Source organism: Pseudomonas sp. FP215, from assembly GCF_030687795.1.
In the GTDB taxonomy this organism is placed as follows: Bacteria; Pseudomonadota; Gammaproteobacteria; order Pseudomonadales; family Pseudomonadaceae; genus Aquipseudomonas; species Aquipseudomonas salmasensis.
The window spans coordinates 2,799,429-2,815,850 of record NZ_CP117447.1 but is presented as its reverse complement, the minus strand read 5'-3'; the positions used below and the strand labels follow the sequence as shown (position 1 = coordinate 2,815,850).

Annotated in this window: 13 protein-coding genes; 6 read left to right on the top strand and 7 right to left on the bottom strand. The window is 61.0% G+C overall.

Annotated elements, in window-relative coordinates; genetic code table 11:
- Positions 1–65: 65 nt before the first annotated feature.
- Both treS and PSH76_RS12825 read right to left on the bottom strand, forming a co-directional pair.
- Positions 66–2,129, bottom strand: a complete 2,064-nt coding sequence (gene treS, locus PSH76_RS12830; RefSeq protein ID WP_305494220.1) for a maltose alpha-D-glucosyltransferase — start codon at positions 2,127–2,129, stop codon at positions 66–68.
- A gap of 185 nt (positions 2,130–2,314) precedes the next feature.
- Positions 2,315–3,103, bottom strand: coding sequence for an AraC family transcriptional regulator (locus tag PSH76_RS12825; protein ID WP_278917829.1), 789 nt, complete (start codon positions 3,101–3,103; stop codon positions 2,315–2,317).
- A 187-nt stretch (positions 3,104–3,290) separates the two neighbouring features.
- Here PSH76_RS12825 and PSH76_RS12820 point away from each other — a divergent pair, with 187 nt between their 5' ends.
- From PSH76_RS12820 to PSH76_RS12800, 5 genes are all read left to right on the top strand, one after another.
- Positions 3,291–4,916, top strand: a complete 1,626-nt coding sequence (locus PSH76_RS12820) for an APC family permease (protein ID WP_305494219.1) — start codon at positions 3,291–3,293, stop codon at positions 4,914–4,916.
- An 11-nt stretch (positions 4,917–4,927) separates the two neighbouring features.
- Positions 4,928–5,854: a 4-hydroxyproline epimerase gene (locus PSH76_RS12815; RefSeq protein WP_305494218.1), complete on the top strand. Its 927-nt coding sequence runs from the start codon at positions 4,928–4,930 to the stop codon at positions 5,852–5,854.
- 37 nt (positions 5,855–5,891) lie between these two features.
- Complete coding sequence (locus PSH76_RS12810; RefSeq protein ID WP_032897145.1) at positions 5,892–6,839, top strand: dihydrodipicolinate synthase family protein; 948 nt, start codon at positions 5,892–5,894, stop codon at positions 6,837–6,839.
- Between the two features lie 134 nt (positions 6,840–6,973).
- Entirely contained in the window at positions 6,974–8,545 is a 1,572-nt protein-coding gene (locus PSH76_RS12805; RefSeq protein WP_305494217.1) for an aldehyde dehydrogenase (NADP(+)), read from the top strand.
- Between the two features lie 2 nt (positions 8,546–8,547).
- Positions 8,548–9,795, top strand: a complete 1,248-nt coding sequence (locus PSH76_RS12800) for an FAD-binding oxidoreductase (RefSeq protein WP_305494216.1) — start codon at positions 8,548–8,550, stop codon at positions 9,793–9,795.
- Here PSH76_RS12800 and PSH76_RS12795 read toward each other — a convergent pair.
- The 4 genes from PSH76_RS12795 to PSH76_RS12780 all read right to left on the bottom strand — a co-directional run bounded on the left by PSH76_RS12795 (position 9,766) and on the right by PSH76_RS12780 (position 13,832).
- Entirely contained in the window at positions 9,766–10,713 is a 948-nt protein-coding gene (locus PSH76_RS12795; RefSeq protein ID WP_305494215.1) for an ADP-ribosylglycohydrolase family protein, read from the bottom strand. The two genes, PSH76_RS12800 and PSH76_RS12795, sit on opposite strands and share 30 nt — an antisense overlap.
- Positions 10,714–10,750: 37 nt before the next feature.
- The gene (locus PSH76_RS12790; protein ID WP_050499518.1) at positions 10,751–11,734 is read right to left on the bottom strand and encodes a GlxA family transcriptional regulator; all 984 of its coding nucleotides are present in this window, start codon (positions 11,732–11,734) and stop codon (positions 10,751–10,753) included.
- 917 nt (positions 11,735–12,651) lie between these two features.
- Entirely contained in the window at positions 12,652–13,260 is a 609-nt protein-coding gene (locus PSH76_RS12785; protein WP_044274166.1) for a LysE family translocator, read from the bottom strand.
- Positions 13,261–13,382: 122 nt separating this feature from the next.
- Positions 13,383–13,832 (bottom strand): helix-turn-helix domain-containing protein, encoded by a 450-nt coding sequence (locus PSH76_RS12780; RefSeq protein WP_278916754.1) that lies wholly within the window; start codon positions 13,830–13,832, stop codon positions 13,383–13,385.
- Between the two features lie 96 nt (positions 13,833–13,928).
- Here PSH76_RS12780 and PSH76_RS12775 point away from each other — a divergent pair, with 96 nt between their 5' ends.
- Entirely contained in the window at positions 13,929–14,870 is a 942-nt protein-coding gene (locus PSH76_RS12775) for an aromatic alcohol reductase (protein WP_305494214.1), read from the top strand.
- A gap of 435 nt (positions 14,871–15,305) precedes the next feature.
- Here PSH76_RS12775 and PSH76_RS12770 read toward each other — a convergent pair whose 3' ends face one another.
- Positions 15,306–16,025 carry an META and DUF4377 domain-containing protein gene (locus PSH76_RS12770; protein WP_256588538.1) on the bottom strand — a complete coding sequence of 240 codons (720 nt, stop codon included), beginning with the start codon at positions 16,023–16,025 and terminating at the stop codon, positions 15,306–15,308.
- Between the last annotated feature and the right edge of the window lie 397 nt (positions 16,026–16,422).

Sequence of the window (16,422 nt, the reverse complement as noted above, 5' to 3'; positions counted from 1 at the left end):
TTCGCGAGCAAGCTCGCTCCTACAGTAGGCGATGACGTTTACGGTTTGCCAGGGCCAATATCCCTTTACATCGGCGTGCTGCTCACCACCCGCAACGCCAGCCCTTCATAAGCGTCCAGCGTGATCGTGAACGCGCCCTCCTCGGTCAAATCGCCTTCCACCCGCTCATTGATGATATCCACCACCGGCCCCGGTGCGATGTTGGGCAGGTGCAAGGTTTCGGTGATCGGCGTGGCACCAAAGTTCAGCGCCGTGATTTGCGTGCCCTTACCCGCCGGCAGTTCGTGAACCATGATCAGCAAGCCGGGATGCTCGACATCTGGCACCAGGATCTGGCGGCTGGCGGCGATGTCGTAGGCGCGGCGCACGGCGAGGATTTTTTGCAGTTGGGAGGCAAAGGACTCTGGGTCCTGCAGTTGGCTGTTCAGGCTGCCATACAGGCTTTTTGAGCGCGGCATTTGCCCCGCCGACAGCTCGGCGTCGGGGTTCAGGTCTACCAGGTCGTAGGCGCCACGGTGGATCCACCGGGTGTCGCCATCCGCCATCAGGTGCGCCACCTCTTCGGCCGCCAACGGCAACGCGCCCACCAGGTCCCAGCCGGACAAGGCAAACACACCAGGTTGCATGGCGTTGTACATCACCAGCAGCAAGTGGATCTGGCGAATCTGCTGGATATCCGTCGGGGTGATCGCCTCCAGGTCACGAATCCCCAGGGCTGCGGTGATGATGCTGGCGGTGGTGCAGGACACGCCGTTGGTGACGAACTTGAGGTTATACGGCGCATGTTCGCCGGTCAGGCGTTCGTACATCTGCTCGCGGATATGCTCGCGCAGGATGTTGCCGGGGAAGGTCTGGCCCTGGAACAGGAAGCTGTCATGGGCATGCAGCGTCCAGAAATGCACCAGCTCCAGGGTCAATTCATCGTGGTTCTGTAGCGCGTGAATCAGCGAGCCGGGGTCGATGCCGAGGCTGTGCATCTGGCGCAGCATCAGGCGCAGGAATTCGGTGTCGCCCATCAGCAAGGCATGCTGGTAGGCCGGCCGGGTGATGAAGTCATAGGACAGGTCGGCGCCGCCGTGGGACATGGACGCGATGTCATCCACGGTAAGGTTGAGCTCCTGAAAACTGAAACCGCCCGCCTTGCGAATGGCGCCGCCGAGCAACTGGTTGCCGGTGATCGACAGCGGATGGCTTTCGGACCAGGCCGTGCCGTCGAGCTTGCGCTCCACACCGAGAAAGCCGTTGGCGTCCAGGCGCAGGATTTTCGCGCCCATCACATCAATGGCGTGCAACGCATCACCAATGATCATCTGCTGCGCAGCAAACGAAGGGTCAAGCCAGTTCAGCGACGGCTGGCCTTCCTTGAAGTAATGCAGGTACACCCAGCGTCGCGGCTTGCCATCCACGCCGAGCACCACCGGGGTGGCGCTCCAGTCGGTTTCCTTGACGCCGGGCTCGAAGAAAATCACCCGCTGCAATTGGCCGACGATGTAGTGCTTGTCGCGCAGTGCGTCTACCTGGGAGGGGCTGAGGTTTTGTGCATCACGCCCGTCGGCCACGTCAGGCAGCAACGGCCAGTCTTCCTCGCGGATTTCGACCATGTGGTACAGGCCCGGATAGTCCTCATAGGCCATTTCCGCCAGGCGAAAGTCCGCGCCCTTGCCGGTGTGGGACGGGATCACATCGTCGATGAACACCGCATTGTGCGCGGCAGCCATGCGCGTCAAGGCCTGCAACTGCGCCTCGGTGCCCAGTTGCGGGTCGATGTCGAAGCTGATGCGGTCGAAATTGCCGTCGATGGTTGGGGTGTGTTCGGTGCCAGACAAACCACCGGACTTCTTCAACGGGCCGTTGTGAATGCCCTGGATGCCGATCTTCGACAGGGTATGCCACAGGGTTTCGTCCCCCAACGCTTCCAGCACGGTGCCGCCCTCGCGGGTGACAATCGACGCGGGGTAGGCAGTGAACCACACGGACGACAAGGCTGAAGCGTCACGCGGCCGGGTCTGTGCATAGGGCTGCTGCCACAGGCGCCCTTGCCCCGAATACAGCTTGGCCCGCTGCCGCGCCGCGTAGAGCATGGAATGTTGCACCAGCCAGTTCACATGATCATTGTTCGCCGCGGTCATAAGCTCGGTACCTGTCGTGGTGAAAAGGGTCGGTGTAAGCATATGAGGGGCGTGGGCGCCATTCGTTGCATCGCAATAGAACGCTTACCCTGTAGGAGCGAGCTTGCTCGCGAAAAACTCACAGGCGCCGCGTTCATTCAGGACGCCCGCGTTATCGTTGAGGTTTTTCGCGAGCAAGCTCGCTCCTACAGAAGACATTCACCTGCGCTGCCGCCTTGAGTGGCTTGCCGGTACTGCCTTGGAGTGAAGCCTGTAGAGGATTTGAACTGCCGGGTAAACGCACTGTGATCGGTGTACCCGCACTGCAGCGCCACCTCGGTAATCGGCAGCTCGGTATGCAACAACCGCCGGGCATGTTCGAGCCGGACTTTCTGGATCATTTGCCGGGGCGTGAGGTGAAACACGCGCTTGCAGTAGCGCTCCAGTTGCGCCACAGAAATCCCGGCGATTCGGGTCAGTTCACCCAGGGTGACACGGCGGTTGAAGTGGCTGCGGATGTGTTCGTCCACCGCCGCCAGGCGCTGATAGGCCGGGTGGGTTTCACTGGCCGATTGCAGGTCCACCGAGATTCCGGCCAGGCCGATGATCGCGCCGAGCCGGTTGTACAGCGGCCACTTGTGGGTCAGGCACCAGCCGGGTTCGCGGGTGCCGTAGAGGTGCAATTCGAGTTGGTCTTCCAGTACCAGACCCTGCTTCAACACACGCCGATCTTGCTCGGTATAGCCAGGGCCCAATTGTGCGGGAAACACTTCGGCGCTGGTCTTGCCCAGCAGCGGTTGCAGCTGCTTGAGGCCGCAGCGTTGCACCAGGGTGCGGTTGGCGAGCACGTAGCGGGCGTCGATGTCCTTGATGAAAATCGCGGCATTGGGCAGTACATCGAGCATCGGCAGCAACTGCTCTACCCCGCTCAATAGCTGCTCGATGCTGTGGGGTCGGCTGCCCTGAAAAAGGCTCGCGAACGCGCTCTGCAACATGACTTTATCTGCCCTTTTATTCGTCGACAGCCAGCAGATTGCGCCATAGGCCGAGCGCTGTCGAGCGCGGCAAATTGTGCTGAATTCGTCATCCATCGCCGCATAAAACATCAATCGTCAGCCAGGCCTGTGGGTTCAGGATAGCGCCACTGCATGCCTATCCAATAACTCACAAGAAGGCGCCGCTATGTCAGGCCAAGGCAAGTTCAAGAAACAGCTGTCACTGATGGACCTCACCTTTATCGGGTTGGGGGCCATCTTCGGTTCGGGTTGGTTGTTCGCTGCCAGCCACGTGTCTGCCATCGCAGGCCCGGCGGGGATTTTTTCCTGGTTGCTGGGTGGTTTCGCTGTGCTGTTGCTGGGCATTGTCTACTGCGAACTCGGCGCCGCCCTGCCCCGCGCCGGCGGCGTGGTGCGCTACCCGGTGTACTCCCATGGCCCGTTGCTGGGCTACCTGATGGGCTTTATCACGCTGATCGCGTTTTCCAGCCTGGTGGCGATTGAAGTGGTCGCCTCGCGCCAGTATGCGGCAGCCTGGTTTCCCCAGCTGACCAAGGCCGGCTCCAGTGACCCGACCACCCTGGGCTGGCTGGTGCAATTTGCCTTGCTGTGCCTGTTCTTTGTGCTCAATTACCGCAGCGTGAAGACCTTTGCCATCGCCAATAACCTGGTGAGCGTGTTCAAGTTCATCGTGCCGTTGCTGGTGATCGGCGTGCTGTTCACCTTCTTCAAGCCGGAGAATTTCCAGGTGCATGGCTTTGCGCCGTTCGGCTTGTCGGGCATCGAGATGGCCGTGTCGGCAGGCGGGGTGATCTTTGCCTACCTGGGGCTCACGCCGATCATTTCGGTGGCCAGCGAAGTGAAAAACCCACAGCGCACCATCCCCATCGCCCTGATCCTCTCGGTGCTGCTGTCGACGGCCATCTATGTGCTGCTGCAAACCGCGTTCCTCGGCGGCGTGCCTACCGAAATGCTCGCCAATGGCTGGGCCGGCATCAGCAAGGAACTGGCCCTGCCCTATCGCGATATCGCCCTGGCGCTGGGCGTAGGCTGGCTGGCCTACCTGGTGGTGGCCGATGCGGTGATCTCCCCCAGCGGCTGCGGCAACATCTACATGAACGCCACCCCGCGCGTGGTGTATGGCTGGGCGCAGACCGGCACCTTCTTCAAGGTCTTCACGCGCATCGATGAAAAGTCCGGCATCCCGCGCCCGGCACTGTGGCTGACCTTTGCCCTGTCGGTGTTCTGGACCTTGCCGTTCCCGTCCTGGGAAGCGCTGATCAACGTGGTGTCCGCCGCCCTGATCCTCAGTTACGCGGTGGCCCCGGTGACCGTCGCCGCCCTGCGCCGCAATGCCCCCGACATGGCGCGCCCGTTTCGGGTCAAGGGCATGGCAGTGCTGGGCCCGCTGTCGTTCATCATTGCTGCACTGATCGTGTACTGGTCGGGCTGGAACACCGTGTCCTGGCTGCTGGGCCTGCAAATCCTGATGTTTGTGGTGTACCTGCTGTGTGCACGCTGGGTGCCGACCGCGCACCTGAACCTCAAGCAACAGGTGCGTTCCTCGGCGTGGCTGATCGGCTTCTACGCCGTGACCATCCTGCTCTCCAAACTCGGCAGCTTTGGCGGTATCGGCGTGATCAGCCACCCGTTTGACACCCTGGTGGTGGCGGCCTGCGCCCTGGGCATCTACTACTGGGGCGCCGCCACCGGCGTGCCCGCCCACTTGGTGCGCCTGGAGCAGGAAGAGGACGAGAGCGAAGCCGTCAGCGACGCGCACTACAGCGCCCCACTGTCCCCGACTACCCACTGATGGAGCGCCTTATGAAACGGCTGCACGTGATTGACTCACACACCGGCGGTGAACCTACACGCCTGGTCATGAGCGGTTTCCCCGCGCTGGTTGGCGACACGATCGCCGACCAACTGGACCACCTGCGCACCCACCACGATCAATGGCGCCGCGCATGCCTGCTGGAGCCCCGAGGCAATGATGTACTGGTGGGCGCGCTGTACTGCGCGCCGGTCACACCGGGAGCGACCTGCGGGGTGATCTTCTTCAACAACGCTGGCTACCTGGGCATGTGCGGCCACGGCACCATCGGCCTGGTTGCCTCACTGCACCACCTGGGGCTGATCCAACCGGGCGTGCACAGCCTCGATACGCCGGTCGGCGCGGTCGCGGCCACCTTGCACGACGACGGCAGCGTGACCCTGCGCAATGTGCCCGCTTACCGCTATCGCAAACAGGTGCCGGTTGAGGTGCCTGGGCATGGCGTGGTGCTGGGCGACATTGCCTGGGGCGGTAACTGGTTTTTCCTGGTGTCGGACCATGGCCATGAGTTGCAGATGGATAACGTGGAGGCCCTGACCGACTACACCTGGGCGATGCTCAAGGCTCTCGAGGCCCAAGGCATTCGTGGTGCAGACGGTGCGCTGATCGACCATATCGAACTGTTCGCCGACGACGCCCACGCCGACAGCCGCAACTTTGTGATGTGCCCTGGCAAAGCCTATGACCGCTCCCCCTGCGGCACCGGCACCAGCGCCAAGCTCGCCTGCCTGGCCGCCGACGCAAAACTGGCCGCAGGAGAACCCTGGGTACAAGCCAGCATCACCGGCAGCCAGTTCCTCGGCCGCTATGAGTGGGACGGTGAACACGTACGCCCCTTCATCACCGGCCGCGCCTACATGACCGCCGACAGCACCCTGCTGATCGACGAACAAGACCCGTTTGCCTGGGGCATCTGAGCCCTTGAACAATTCAACTGAAACCGGAGTTAGCACCATGAGCGACAACATCTTCACCGGCTGCATGCCCGCCCTGATGACCCCTTGCACCGCCGAGCGCCAACCGGACTTCGACGCCCTGGTGGCCAAGGGTCGCGAGCTGATCGACATCGGCATGAGTGCCGTGGTGTATTGCGGCTCCATGGGCGACTGGCCGCTGCTCACCGAGGCCCAGCGCCAGGAAGGCGTGGCGCGCCTGGTGGCGGCGGGTGTGCCAACCATCGTCGGCACCGGTGCAGTGAACAGCCGTGAAGCCGTATCCCACGCAGCCCATGCCGCTAAAGTTGGCGCCCATGGTTTGATGGTGATTCCCCGCGTGCTGTCCCGAGGTGCTTCGGTCACTGCGCAAAAGGCCCACTTTGCAGCGATCCTCAACGCGGCCCCCAACCTGCCGGCGGTGATCTATAACAGCCCCTACTACGGTTTCGCCACCCGCGCCGACCTGTTCTTCGAACTGCGCCGCGAACACCCGAACCTGATCGGCTTCAAGGAGTTTGGCGGTGCCGCCGACCTGCGCTACGCCGCGGAAAACATCACCTCCCAGGACGACGATGTGACCCTGATGGTCGGCGTCGATACCCAAGTGGTCCACGGCTTTGTCAACTGCAACGCCACCGGCGCCATTACCGGCATCGGCAATGCACTGCCCCGCGAAGTGCTGCAACTGGTGGCCCTGAGCAAAAAGGCCGCCAAGGGCGATGCCAAGGCGCGTCGCCAGGCCCGTGAGCTGGAAGCTGCGCTGGCGGTATTGTCGTCGTTCGACGAAGGCTGCGACCTGGTGCTGTATTACAAGCATTTGATGGTGCTCAACGGCGACCAGGGTTACGCCCTGCACTTCAACGAAACCGACGGGCTCAGCGCTGCCCAGCGACGCTATGCCGAGCAGCAGTACGCACTGTTCCGCCAGTGGTATGCCAACTGGTCGGCAGAACAGAACGCCGCTTGATTCTTTGTAGGAGCGAGCTTGCTCGCGAAGATCGTTAACGATAACGCGCTCACCCTGAATGAACGCGTTGTAGGCACGTTTTTCGCGAGCAAGCTCGCTCCTACAACACCTCTTTTGTTTTTCAGGATGCCCCCATGACTCTGACAGGCAAGCTGCTGATCGGTCAGCAATCCATCTCCGGCCATCGCGATGCGATCCGGGCGATCAACCCCGCCACCAACACCCCGCTGGAACCCGCCTACGCTGGCGGGGATGAGCAGCACGTCGAACAGGCCTGCGCACTGGCGTGGGCCGCGTTCGACGCTTACCGCGAAACCACCTTGGCAAATCGTGCCACGTTGCTTGAAACCATCGCCACCCACATCGAAGCCTTGGGTGATGAGCTGGTCGAACGCGCCTGCGCCGAAACCGGCTTGCCTCGCGCACGCATTGAAGGTGAACGCGGCCGTACCTGCGGCCAACTGCGCGCTTTTGCCCGCACCGTGCGCCTGGGCGAATGGCTCGACGTGCGCGTCGATACCGCACAGCCCCAGCGCCAACCCCTGCCCCGCGCCGACCTGCGCCAGCGCCATATCGCCCTCGGCCCCGTCGCAGTGTTCGGTGCCAGCAACTTCCCTCTGGCCTTCTCCGTGGCGGGCGGCGATACCGCATCGGCACTCGCCGCCGGTTGCCCGGTGATCGTCAAGGCGCATAACGCGCACCCCGGCACCAGCGAGCTGGTGGGCTGCGCCATCGCCCAGGCGGTGAAACATTGTGGCTTGCCGGAGGGTGTGTTTTCACTGCTCTACGGCGCGGGTAACGAGGTGGGTATCGCACTGGTGAGCGACCCGCGCATCAAGGCCGTGGGCTTTACCGGTTCGCGCAGTGGCGGCATTGCCCTGTGCCAAGCCGCGCAGGCACGCCCGGAGCCGATCCCGGTGTTTGCGGAAATGAGTTCGATCAACCCGGTGTACCTGTTTTCTGCTGCGCTTGAAGCCCGCAGTGAAGCCTTAGCCGAAGGGTTTGTGGCTTCGCTGACCCAAGGCGCCGGCCAGTTCTGCACCAACCCTGGCCTGGTGATCGCCCTGCAAGGCGTCGCTCTGGACCGCTTTATTCAGTCTGCCAGTGACAGGCTCTCGCGTTGCTCGGCCCAGACCATGCTCACACCGGGCATCTTCAACGCCTACGAAACCGGTGTGAAGACCCTGGCCCAACACGCCAACATCGCCGCCAAGGGCTTGCCAGCGACCGGGCCGAACCAGGGCCAGGCCCATCTGTTCGTGACCCACGCCGAGACGTTCCTGAACAATCAACACCTGCAAGCCGAAGTCTTTGGCGCCGCCTCGCTGGTGGTGCAGTGCCGCGATGTCGAGCAAATGCGCCAGCTGTCCGAACACCTGGAAGGCCAACTCACCGCCACCCTGCAAATGAATGACACCGACCTGCCACACGCACGGGCACTGCTGCAGGTACTGGAGCGCAAGGCTGGGCGCCTGCTGGTCAACGGCTGGCCGACTGGCGTAGAAGTGTGCGACGCCATGGTGCATGGCGGGCCCTTTCCGGCGACTTCGGATGCGCGCAGCACCTCGGTGGGCACGGCGGCGATCCTGCGGTTCCTGCGCCCGGTGTGTTACCAGGACTTCCCGGACGCCTTGCTGCCCACTGCCCTGCAGCACGACAACCCGCTGCGGCTGCGGCGCCTGCTCGACGGCCAGCGAGAAGCATAACCATGGCCGAACCCAATCAAGCAGACATCGTAGTAGTCGGCGCCGGCATCATCGGCGTCGCCTGCGCCTTGCAGTTGGCACGCCAAGGCCGGCGAGTCGTGGTGGTCGACGCGCAGGCACCCGGCATGGGCGCCTCCTACGGCAACGCCGGCCACCTGGCGACGGAGCAAGTCTTCCCCATCGCCGACCTGTCGATCCTCAAGCGCTTGCCCGCCATGCTCCTGGACCCAATGGGCCCGTTGCGCCTGGACTGGGCCTACCTGCCCCGCGCCCTGCCCTGGTTTATCCGCCTGCTGCTGAACCTGCGGCGAGCACCTTACCAACGCACCGTGGCGGGCCTTCGCGCCTTGAACGAAGGCAGCCTGGGCGCGTGGCAACGCTTGTTGCAATCGATTGGGCAAGCGCAACTGCTGCGCGAAGACGGTTCGCTATTGGTGTATGAGCGCGCCGAATCCCGCGCTGCACTGGATGCAGTGCAGCGCCGCATGACTCAGCAAGGCGTCGCCGTGGACTTCTGGAGCGGCGACGCAGTGCGCAAGGCTGCGCCGCAACTGAGCGACGCCCTACAAGGCGGTTTGTTCTTCCCGGCTACCGGGCACTTTCTGGACCCGTACACGGTGGTTGGCGAACTGGTGAACGCGGCCAAGGCCGAGGGGGTGAAATTTCTTCAGCAGCGGGTTCTGGATGCGCGCCTGGAGGGCAGCGGCGTTTCCCTGATGACCGACCAAGGCGTACTGACAGCGCAGCACGTGCTGATCGCCTGCGGCGCCCACTCGGCCAAACTCACCGCCGCACTCACCGGCAAACAAGTGCCACTGGACACCGAACGCGGTTACCACCTGATGCTGCCCCACGAGCAACATTGCCTGCCATTCGCGGTCACTTCGCTGGAGCGCAAATTCATCATGACGCCCATGACCGGCGGCCTGCGCCTGGCCGGCACGGTCGAATTCGCCGGCCTCGACCGCCCGGCCAATATGCAACGGGCCTGGCAGTTGCACCGGTTAAGCAAAGGGTTGTTCCGACACGAACTGAGTGACTGCGAAGCCACGCCCTGGATGGGCTTTCGCCCTTCCCTGCCCGACTCGCTGCCGATCATTGACCGGGTGTGCGAGGGCAAGGTACTGCTTGCGTTCGGTCACCAGCATCTGGGGCTGACACAAGCAGCGGTGACGGCCGAACGGGTTGGGCAGCTTGCGGCGGGTGAGCGGGTGCCAGAGCTACAGCCTTATCGGCTGGATCGTTTCTGAACCATGCTGTTGTAGGTGCGAAATGTTGAATAACGCATCAGCCGTTTCTTGAATTTCATCGCGCATCCATAGTTTGTGCAACCAATCGGCGGGGATAGCCTGGACGCCATAATACGCCCCCGCCAGTTGCCCAACGATTGCGGCAGTAGTGTCTGCATCATCCCCAAGGTTGGCGGCGGTGAGTATCGCGTCAGCAAAGTTGGAGGTCTGATCGAAACACCAGAATGCGGCCTCCAGCGAAGCCACCGCGTAACCTGAGCCAACGATTTGAGCAGAGGTTTTATCGCGATAATCGCCAGAGGCGATAGCCTTGACCTTAGGGGCCGACAGCACAGTGTGGGAAAAGCTCAGCACCTGCTTCTTTGGAACACCGCTCAGGGCATTGCTGATAGCCTCGGCCAGCAGCAGGCAGCACTCGACAGCCTCCTGCGCGGCATGAGTAGTTCGCGAGCTTTGCTCGGCAAACAGGTGGATGTGCGCCCTATCTGTAAAGTAAAACAACACCACAGGTGCGAGGCGCATCATTGAACCATTGCCGGCCGAATACGGATGCGTTGAGCCCGCAAAAGCGTTGCCACTTTGCTCAAATTGCTCCAGCGCTTCGCGAACCGTCATGCCGATATCGAAACACTCTCCGGTAGAACTCAAGTAACCCCACTTCCACCAATTCAGGTAACGCCCCATCTGGTCTATCGCGTCAAAACCGCCTTTGCGCAACAGGCTTTCGGCCAGACACAGTGCCATGGACGTATCGTCAGTCCATTGGCCAGGCTTGAGGCTAAACGGTCCGCCGCCAAGCATATCCGTCACGGGAGAAAAGCTGCCACGGGGCATGAATTCAACGGTCGTCCCTACCGCGTCGCCACACGCCAGCCCAAGTAGGCTGCCGCGATAACGATCCAAAAGCGTGATGTCCATTGCCACTCCTTGTGAAAATCTTTCTACACCCGCCAGGCTACTTGACCAGCCGCTTCTCCTTCGAGGGGCGATAGCCGAAATACGCGCTGTAGCATTTGCTGAAATGGCTCGGCGAGACAAACCCGCACGCCACCAGCACATCCACTTGGGATAACTCGGTGTGCTGCAACAGGCGTCGCGCTTCAGTGACGCGCAATTCCATGTAGTAGCGTTGCGGCGTGGTACCCAGTTGTTCTTTAAACAGGCGCTCCAACTGGCGGCGGGAACGACCGGCGTAGACGGCGAGTTGATCGAGCTCCAGGGGCTCTTCGAGGTTGGCGTCCATCAGCTTCACCACCTCGCGCAGCGGCGCGCTGACACAGATGTTTTCGGTGGGTTTGATTCGGCGGTAGCGCGACTCTTCGAACGCCAGGATATCTTCGATGCCTTCGACCAAGGCTTTGCCATGCAGGCTCTTGATCCAATCCAGGGCCATATGGAAAGCCCCCGAGGGGCTGGACGCAGTGAGGCGGTCACGGTCGATCACATAGGGTTCGCTGGTGACCTGCGCCGCCTTGGACACTTCGGCCAATGCCGGCCGATGCTCGGGATGGATGGCACAGCGGTAACCCTGCAACAGCCCCGCACGCCCGAGGAACCACGACCCGTTCCACAAGCCGGCGAGGCGCACGCCCGCTTCACCCGCGCTGCGCAGCCATTGGATAAACGGCTCGCTGGCCTTGAGCTCGGTGCGAAAACCACCGCAGATCACCAACAGGTCCAAGTCCTGCAAGCTTGCCAACATCAGGTTCGCATCCGGGCGAATGACCAGGCCCAGGTCGCTGATGACTTCGCCCTCACCCCAGCCGAAGGTGCGCGTAGCGAACAGATCGGGGCGCAACAGGTTGGCGGTCACCAGCGTATCGAGGGTCTGGGTAAACGCCGGCAAGGAGAAGTGTTCGAGCAGCAGGAAACCGACACGGGAGACCGAGGTTGATTGCTGGGGGTTATCACTGAGGTAGCGCAGGTTCTTGCCTTGCATGCCACCGCTGAACTGGCGTCTTTCCATCGAGGGTCGGCCCATGCTTATTGTTGTGCAGTGGGCGCTATCTTAGGGGCAAATGCCGTGTCTGTCTCAGGTGACGCTCAAGGCGGGTGGCGGCCATGGCGCTGATCTTGATAAATGCTGTTCGCTTGAAAAGCCACGGCCCAGGCGCTGCGCGGTGATCTGATACGGTTTTTTCTTTTCGATCTGCGCCTGTATTGAAAACCGCTTGAGGCGGACAATAGCCCTATCCCGACATTCCTGTCGTCCCCTTCCCCTCGGAGGCCTTATGACCAAGATGGCAATTTTCCTGTTTGGCTTTTTGGTGTTGACCATTGGCATCGGCATGTTGGCGACCATCTCGCCGGTCTAAGCCCGCATTAGCGTAGCGAGGGAGCTTGCTCCCGTGACGACCTGACAACCGACGCCTATCTCCATGACACCCTGCAATCCAACTGTGGGAGCTGGCTTGCCTGCGATGGCGGCCTATCAGCCGACACGTCTCTACCTGACACCCCGCGGTCCAAACTGTGGGAGCGGGCTTGCTCGCGAAGGCGGCCTGGCGGTCAATACAGTTGGATTGTGTACATATCCATTGCTGAGGTAACGGCCACTTAGGGTTCCGCCTGACGGCGGGTCACTTTCGAAAAGCGCGAAAGTAACCAAAGCGCTCTTGCCCCACCCCTCGGCACCTCGCTTAGGCTCGGTGTGCCCGTAATCCGCCAGTGATTTGGGGGGCCGCCGCCACGCGCCATCCATGGCGCGGGGCGGCTAAACCGGCATCCCTGCCGGTTTACCCCCCAAATCCCTGTCGAATTCCGGCCAGCGGGGTTTAACGGGGCGCTTCAGATCAAAAGCAGATCAAGAGCAAGATCAACAGCGACTCGCTTCGCATCGTGGTTACCTACGCCACCTCAGCCCAAAAACAGCATCGGATACAGCGATAATACCAACAGCCCGGCCATGGACCAGTTGAACATCCGTAACCAGCGCGGCTCACGCAGCAGGTTACGCAAGCCGCTGCCACATCCCACCCACACGCACACACTCGGCAGGTTGACCACTGCAAACACCAGGGCGATCACCAGCACATTGGTGACATAACCCTCGGCAGGCGTGTAGGTAGTGATCGCCCCTAGCGCCATGATCCATGCCTTGGGGTTGACCCACTGGAAGGCCGCCGCACCGAGGAAGGTCATCGGCTTGCCGTGTTCATCCGGGTTGTCAGACATGCCGCCCGCATTGGCAATCTTCCACGCCAGGTACAACAAATACGCGGCGCCGACATAACGCAACAATGTGTAAGCCCACGGGAACAGCTTGAACACCTCGCCCAAGCCCAGCCCCACACAGATCACCAACAGCATGAAGCCGATGCTGATACCCAGTGCATGGGGCATCGAACGGCGAAAGCCGAAATTCACGCCTGAGGCCAGCAACATGGTGTTGTTGGGCCCAGGGGTGATCGAAGAGACAAAAGCGAACAGCACGAAGGCTGATAACAGGCTGGTAGACATGAACATGGCGCGGCATCCAAGCGGTGGTGATGTGCCTGCGACAGTAGTGGGTTATGGCGCGCTGCGCCCCGTACAGCTAGGGGTGGATCGAGGCATACACTTGCACAGCCTTCATCGAGAAGTTGCGCTTACCGAGGCGCATCCGGAACCGGTGTGGGAACCTGCCATGCCGGTTTTTTGCCCTCCTGACTGTCGAAAATACGCCGAGCCTTACGAAAGTCCTCCACGTTTTCCACCACCCAGGTCCAGACAGGCGACATGCGAATCAAAAGCTCTCGGCCCAGGGGCGTCAGCTCGTACTCGACGCGGGGCGGAATCTCACCGAACTCGCGCCGAACCAACAAACCATCGCGCTCCATGGCGCGTAGGGTTTTGGTCAACATGCGCTGAGTCACACCTGTCATCTGCCGTTTTATCTCGGCATGACGCATCGCACCGTACACACCCAGCGCATGCAGAATGCCCAGTGACCAGCGGCTACCGGCGTGAGCCAGGACTTCACGCCTGACGCCATCGTCCTCTTCCCTGAGCGATTGGCAGATAACTTCTGCCTGGCTGAGCGTTTCATGATCGGTCATTTCTACCCCTGGTATCACCCGTGTGCCTTCTTATGAGCGCTGCCGAATCGTGCCAGCATGGGCTCATCTTATCGCCAACAGGTCTGCGGAGAAATCATGCCTGAAATGACCCCACTTCCCTCTCAATCGATCCTTGTTCTAGGCGCTGGCGAGCTCGGCCTGCCGGTTTTGCGCAACCTGGCGCGTGAGGCCAAACGCGCGCCCGGCTCCGCCCTCAGCGTGTTGCTAAGGGAGTCGACCATCAACACGCAAGTGCCCGAAAAAAAGGTAGAGATCGATGAGCTGCGCGGCCTGGGCATTCAGATGGTCGCCGCAGACCTGGTGAACGACTCAATCGATCAACTTGCCAAGGTCTTCGCACGCTTCGATACCGTGATCGGCTGCGCGGGCATGGTCGCGGGCCGCGAAACCCCGATGAAGCTGGCGACCGCCGCGCTCAAGTCCGGCGTGAAGCGCTACTTCCCGTGGCAGTTCGGCGTGGATTTCGAAGTGATTGGCCGGGGCAGCCCCCAGGATCTGTTCGATGCTCAGCTCGATGTGCGCGAGTTGCTGCGCGCCCAGGACAACACTGAATGGGTCATCATCTCGACAGGCATGTTCACCAGCTTCCTGTTCGAGCCGGTGTTCGAGGTCGTCGACTTCGACAATAACATAGTCAACGCCCTGGGCAGTCTGGAGAACAGGGTGACGCTCACCACACCGGACGACATCGGCACGCTGACAGCGCAAATCGTGTTCTTCGAACCGCGCCTGCGCAATCAGATTGTCTACCTCGCCGGCGACACCGTGACCTATGAGCAGGTTGCGAGCATGCTGGAGCGTGTTCTGGATCGCCCGTTCAAGCGCAACGTGTGGACGGTTGACTACCTCATGCAGGCACTGGAGCAAGACCCCACACACCACATCAAGAAGTACCGTGCCGTATTCGCACAAGGTAAAGGTGTGGCCTGGCCTAAGGCGGTTACCTTCAACGAGCAACAGTCGATTCCGGTCACCACTGCCGAGCAGTGGGCTCGGGAAAACCTTGCAGACCATTGAAAGTCGGATTGTGAGGCCAGCCGTAAAGGCTGGCACAGGTGAAGGGACGGTTAGCGGCTTTGAGCTTCACGCTGCTGCCCAGAGGTATGTTGTTTTTTTACATACTTTCGCGACCTGAGCTCGTATTGATGGTGAATAAACCAGGCGACCAACAACAACCCGGTGACGCCAAAAACCAAGACCAATAGCTCTAGCGCAGTACCTTCATGTGAAAACATCTTTCGTTCCTCGTCCTGAAGCCGTGTGACCGAAAAACAGCCACACCGAAATTATTTGTAATAATTCAAACATTTTCAGGGTAGTCGGCAAAAGTTCAGGTGACAACCCCCAATCGGGCTATAACCCTTGATCTAGACGTGTCACTCGTCGAAAAACAGGTAAACCACAGGCAAAAAAAAAACCCCGTAGACGCTAATCTACGGGGTTTGCGCGAGCTTATTTGCTGCCAGAAGCGTCCTGCTCGACCACCATATCCAACACGTAGACCGTCGAAGGGGCATCCGCTGGCGGATTCTTCCATTCGTACTGCTTGACCCGCAACACAGTGCGCACGCCGTCATGATGCACAAAGCCTTCGATAGGCTGGTACAGCGGATGCCAGGTGTCTTGGGTCGCCAGTTGCAGGCCCGCGTCGTCATAGCGACGCTCGCGCACTTGCAGGCATTGATAGTTCGGGATCAAAGGGTGGCTGCACTTGACCGTCTTGGCCGCCACTTCCAGAAACTTGACCTCACCCTCGCTACCGTAGCGGGTCTGCGGGGTGGCCTCACCTTGCAGCTTGAGCACCGAGCCGTCCGCTGTCGTCAGTTGCAGCATCGGCGCCATGTTGTCGCCGGTGATCACCGCGCGCAGATCGCCCTTGAACAGGCGCCCTACTTGGGCGTCAAGGTCCATCAGGCTCTTGTCACAGGCCATCAACGTAGAGGCCAGTGGCTGCACCTTCACAACCCCGTCCTGATAGCGATAGCCGCCGAACTGCCGATTGCAGCCGCCACTGATGCTCAGGTTTTTGTCACCGAAGGCAACGCGCAACTTGCGCTCGATGCCTTTGTTCATCGCCACAAGAGGCTTGCCCGACGCATCCGTTGCCGAGACCAGGCTCCAGTCGTAAGCAGATAAGGTTGGCTGGGCTACAGCGGCTGAGGTAGTTGGCATCGAAGGTGATTCTTCATGGCTTTTGGAAGGGGCGGCACAGCCTTGGATGAGTGCAGCACACACGGCTACAAGAAGAATTTTTTGTTTCATGGGTCACTCTGTCAGCTTTGATGAGTGCGGGCGTTATCTTGCGCTGGCAGGATAAGCGCGCGGCTAAAACGGCGTGAGGAGGTCGCTTGAGACCTTACTGAGCCTAGACCCAATGCGTGCTTGGCGGACCTCGTCCTTGGCCGATAGCAATCGGACATCATTTGCTTCGATCAGTTTCACGCAATGAGGGCGACGGCGGTAATGATTCGTTGCGTTCGATGGGCGCAATTCTGTACTCAGTTGCCTATACCTGTAGCTTATCTCAAGGATGTACCGATGCCTCGGCCAAAAGCAGTCAGTCATAACC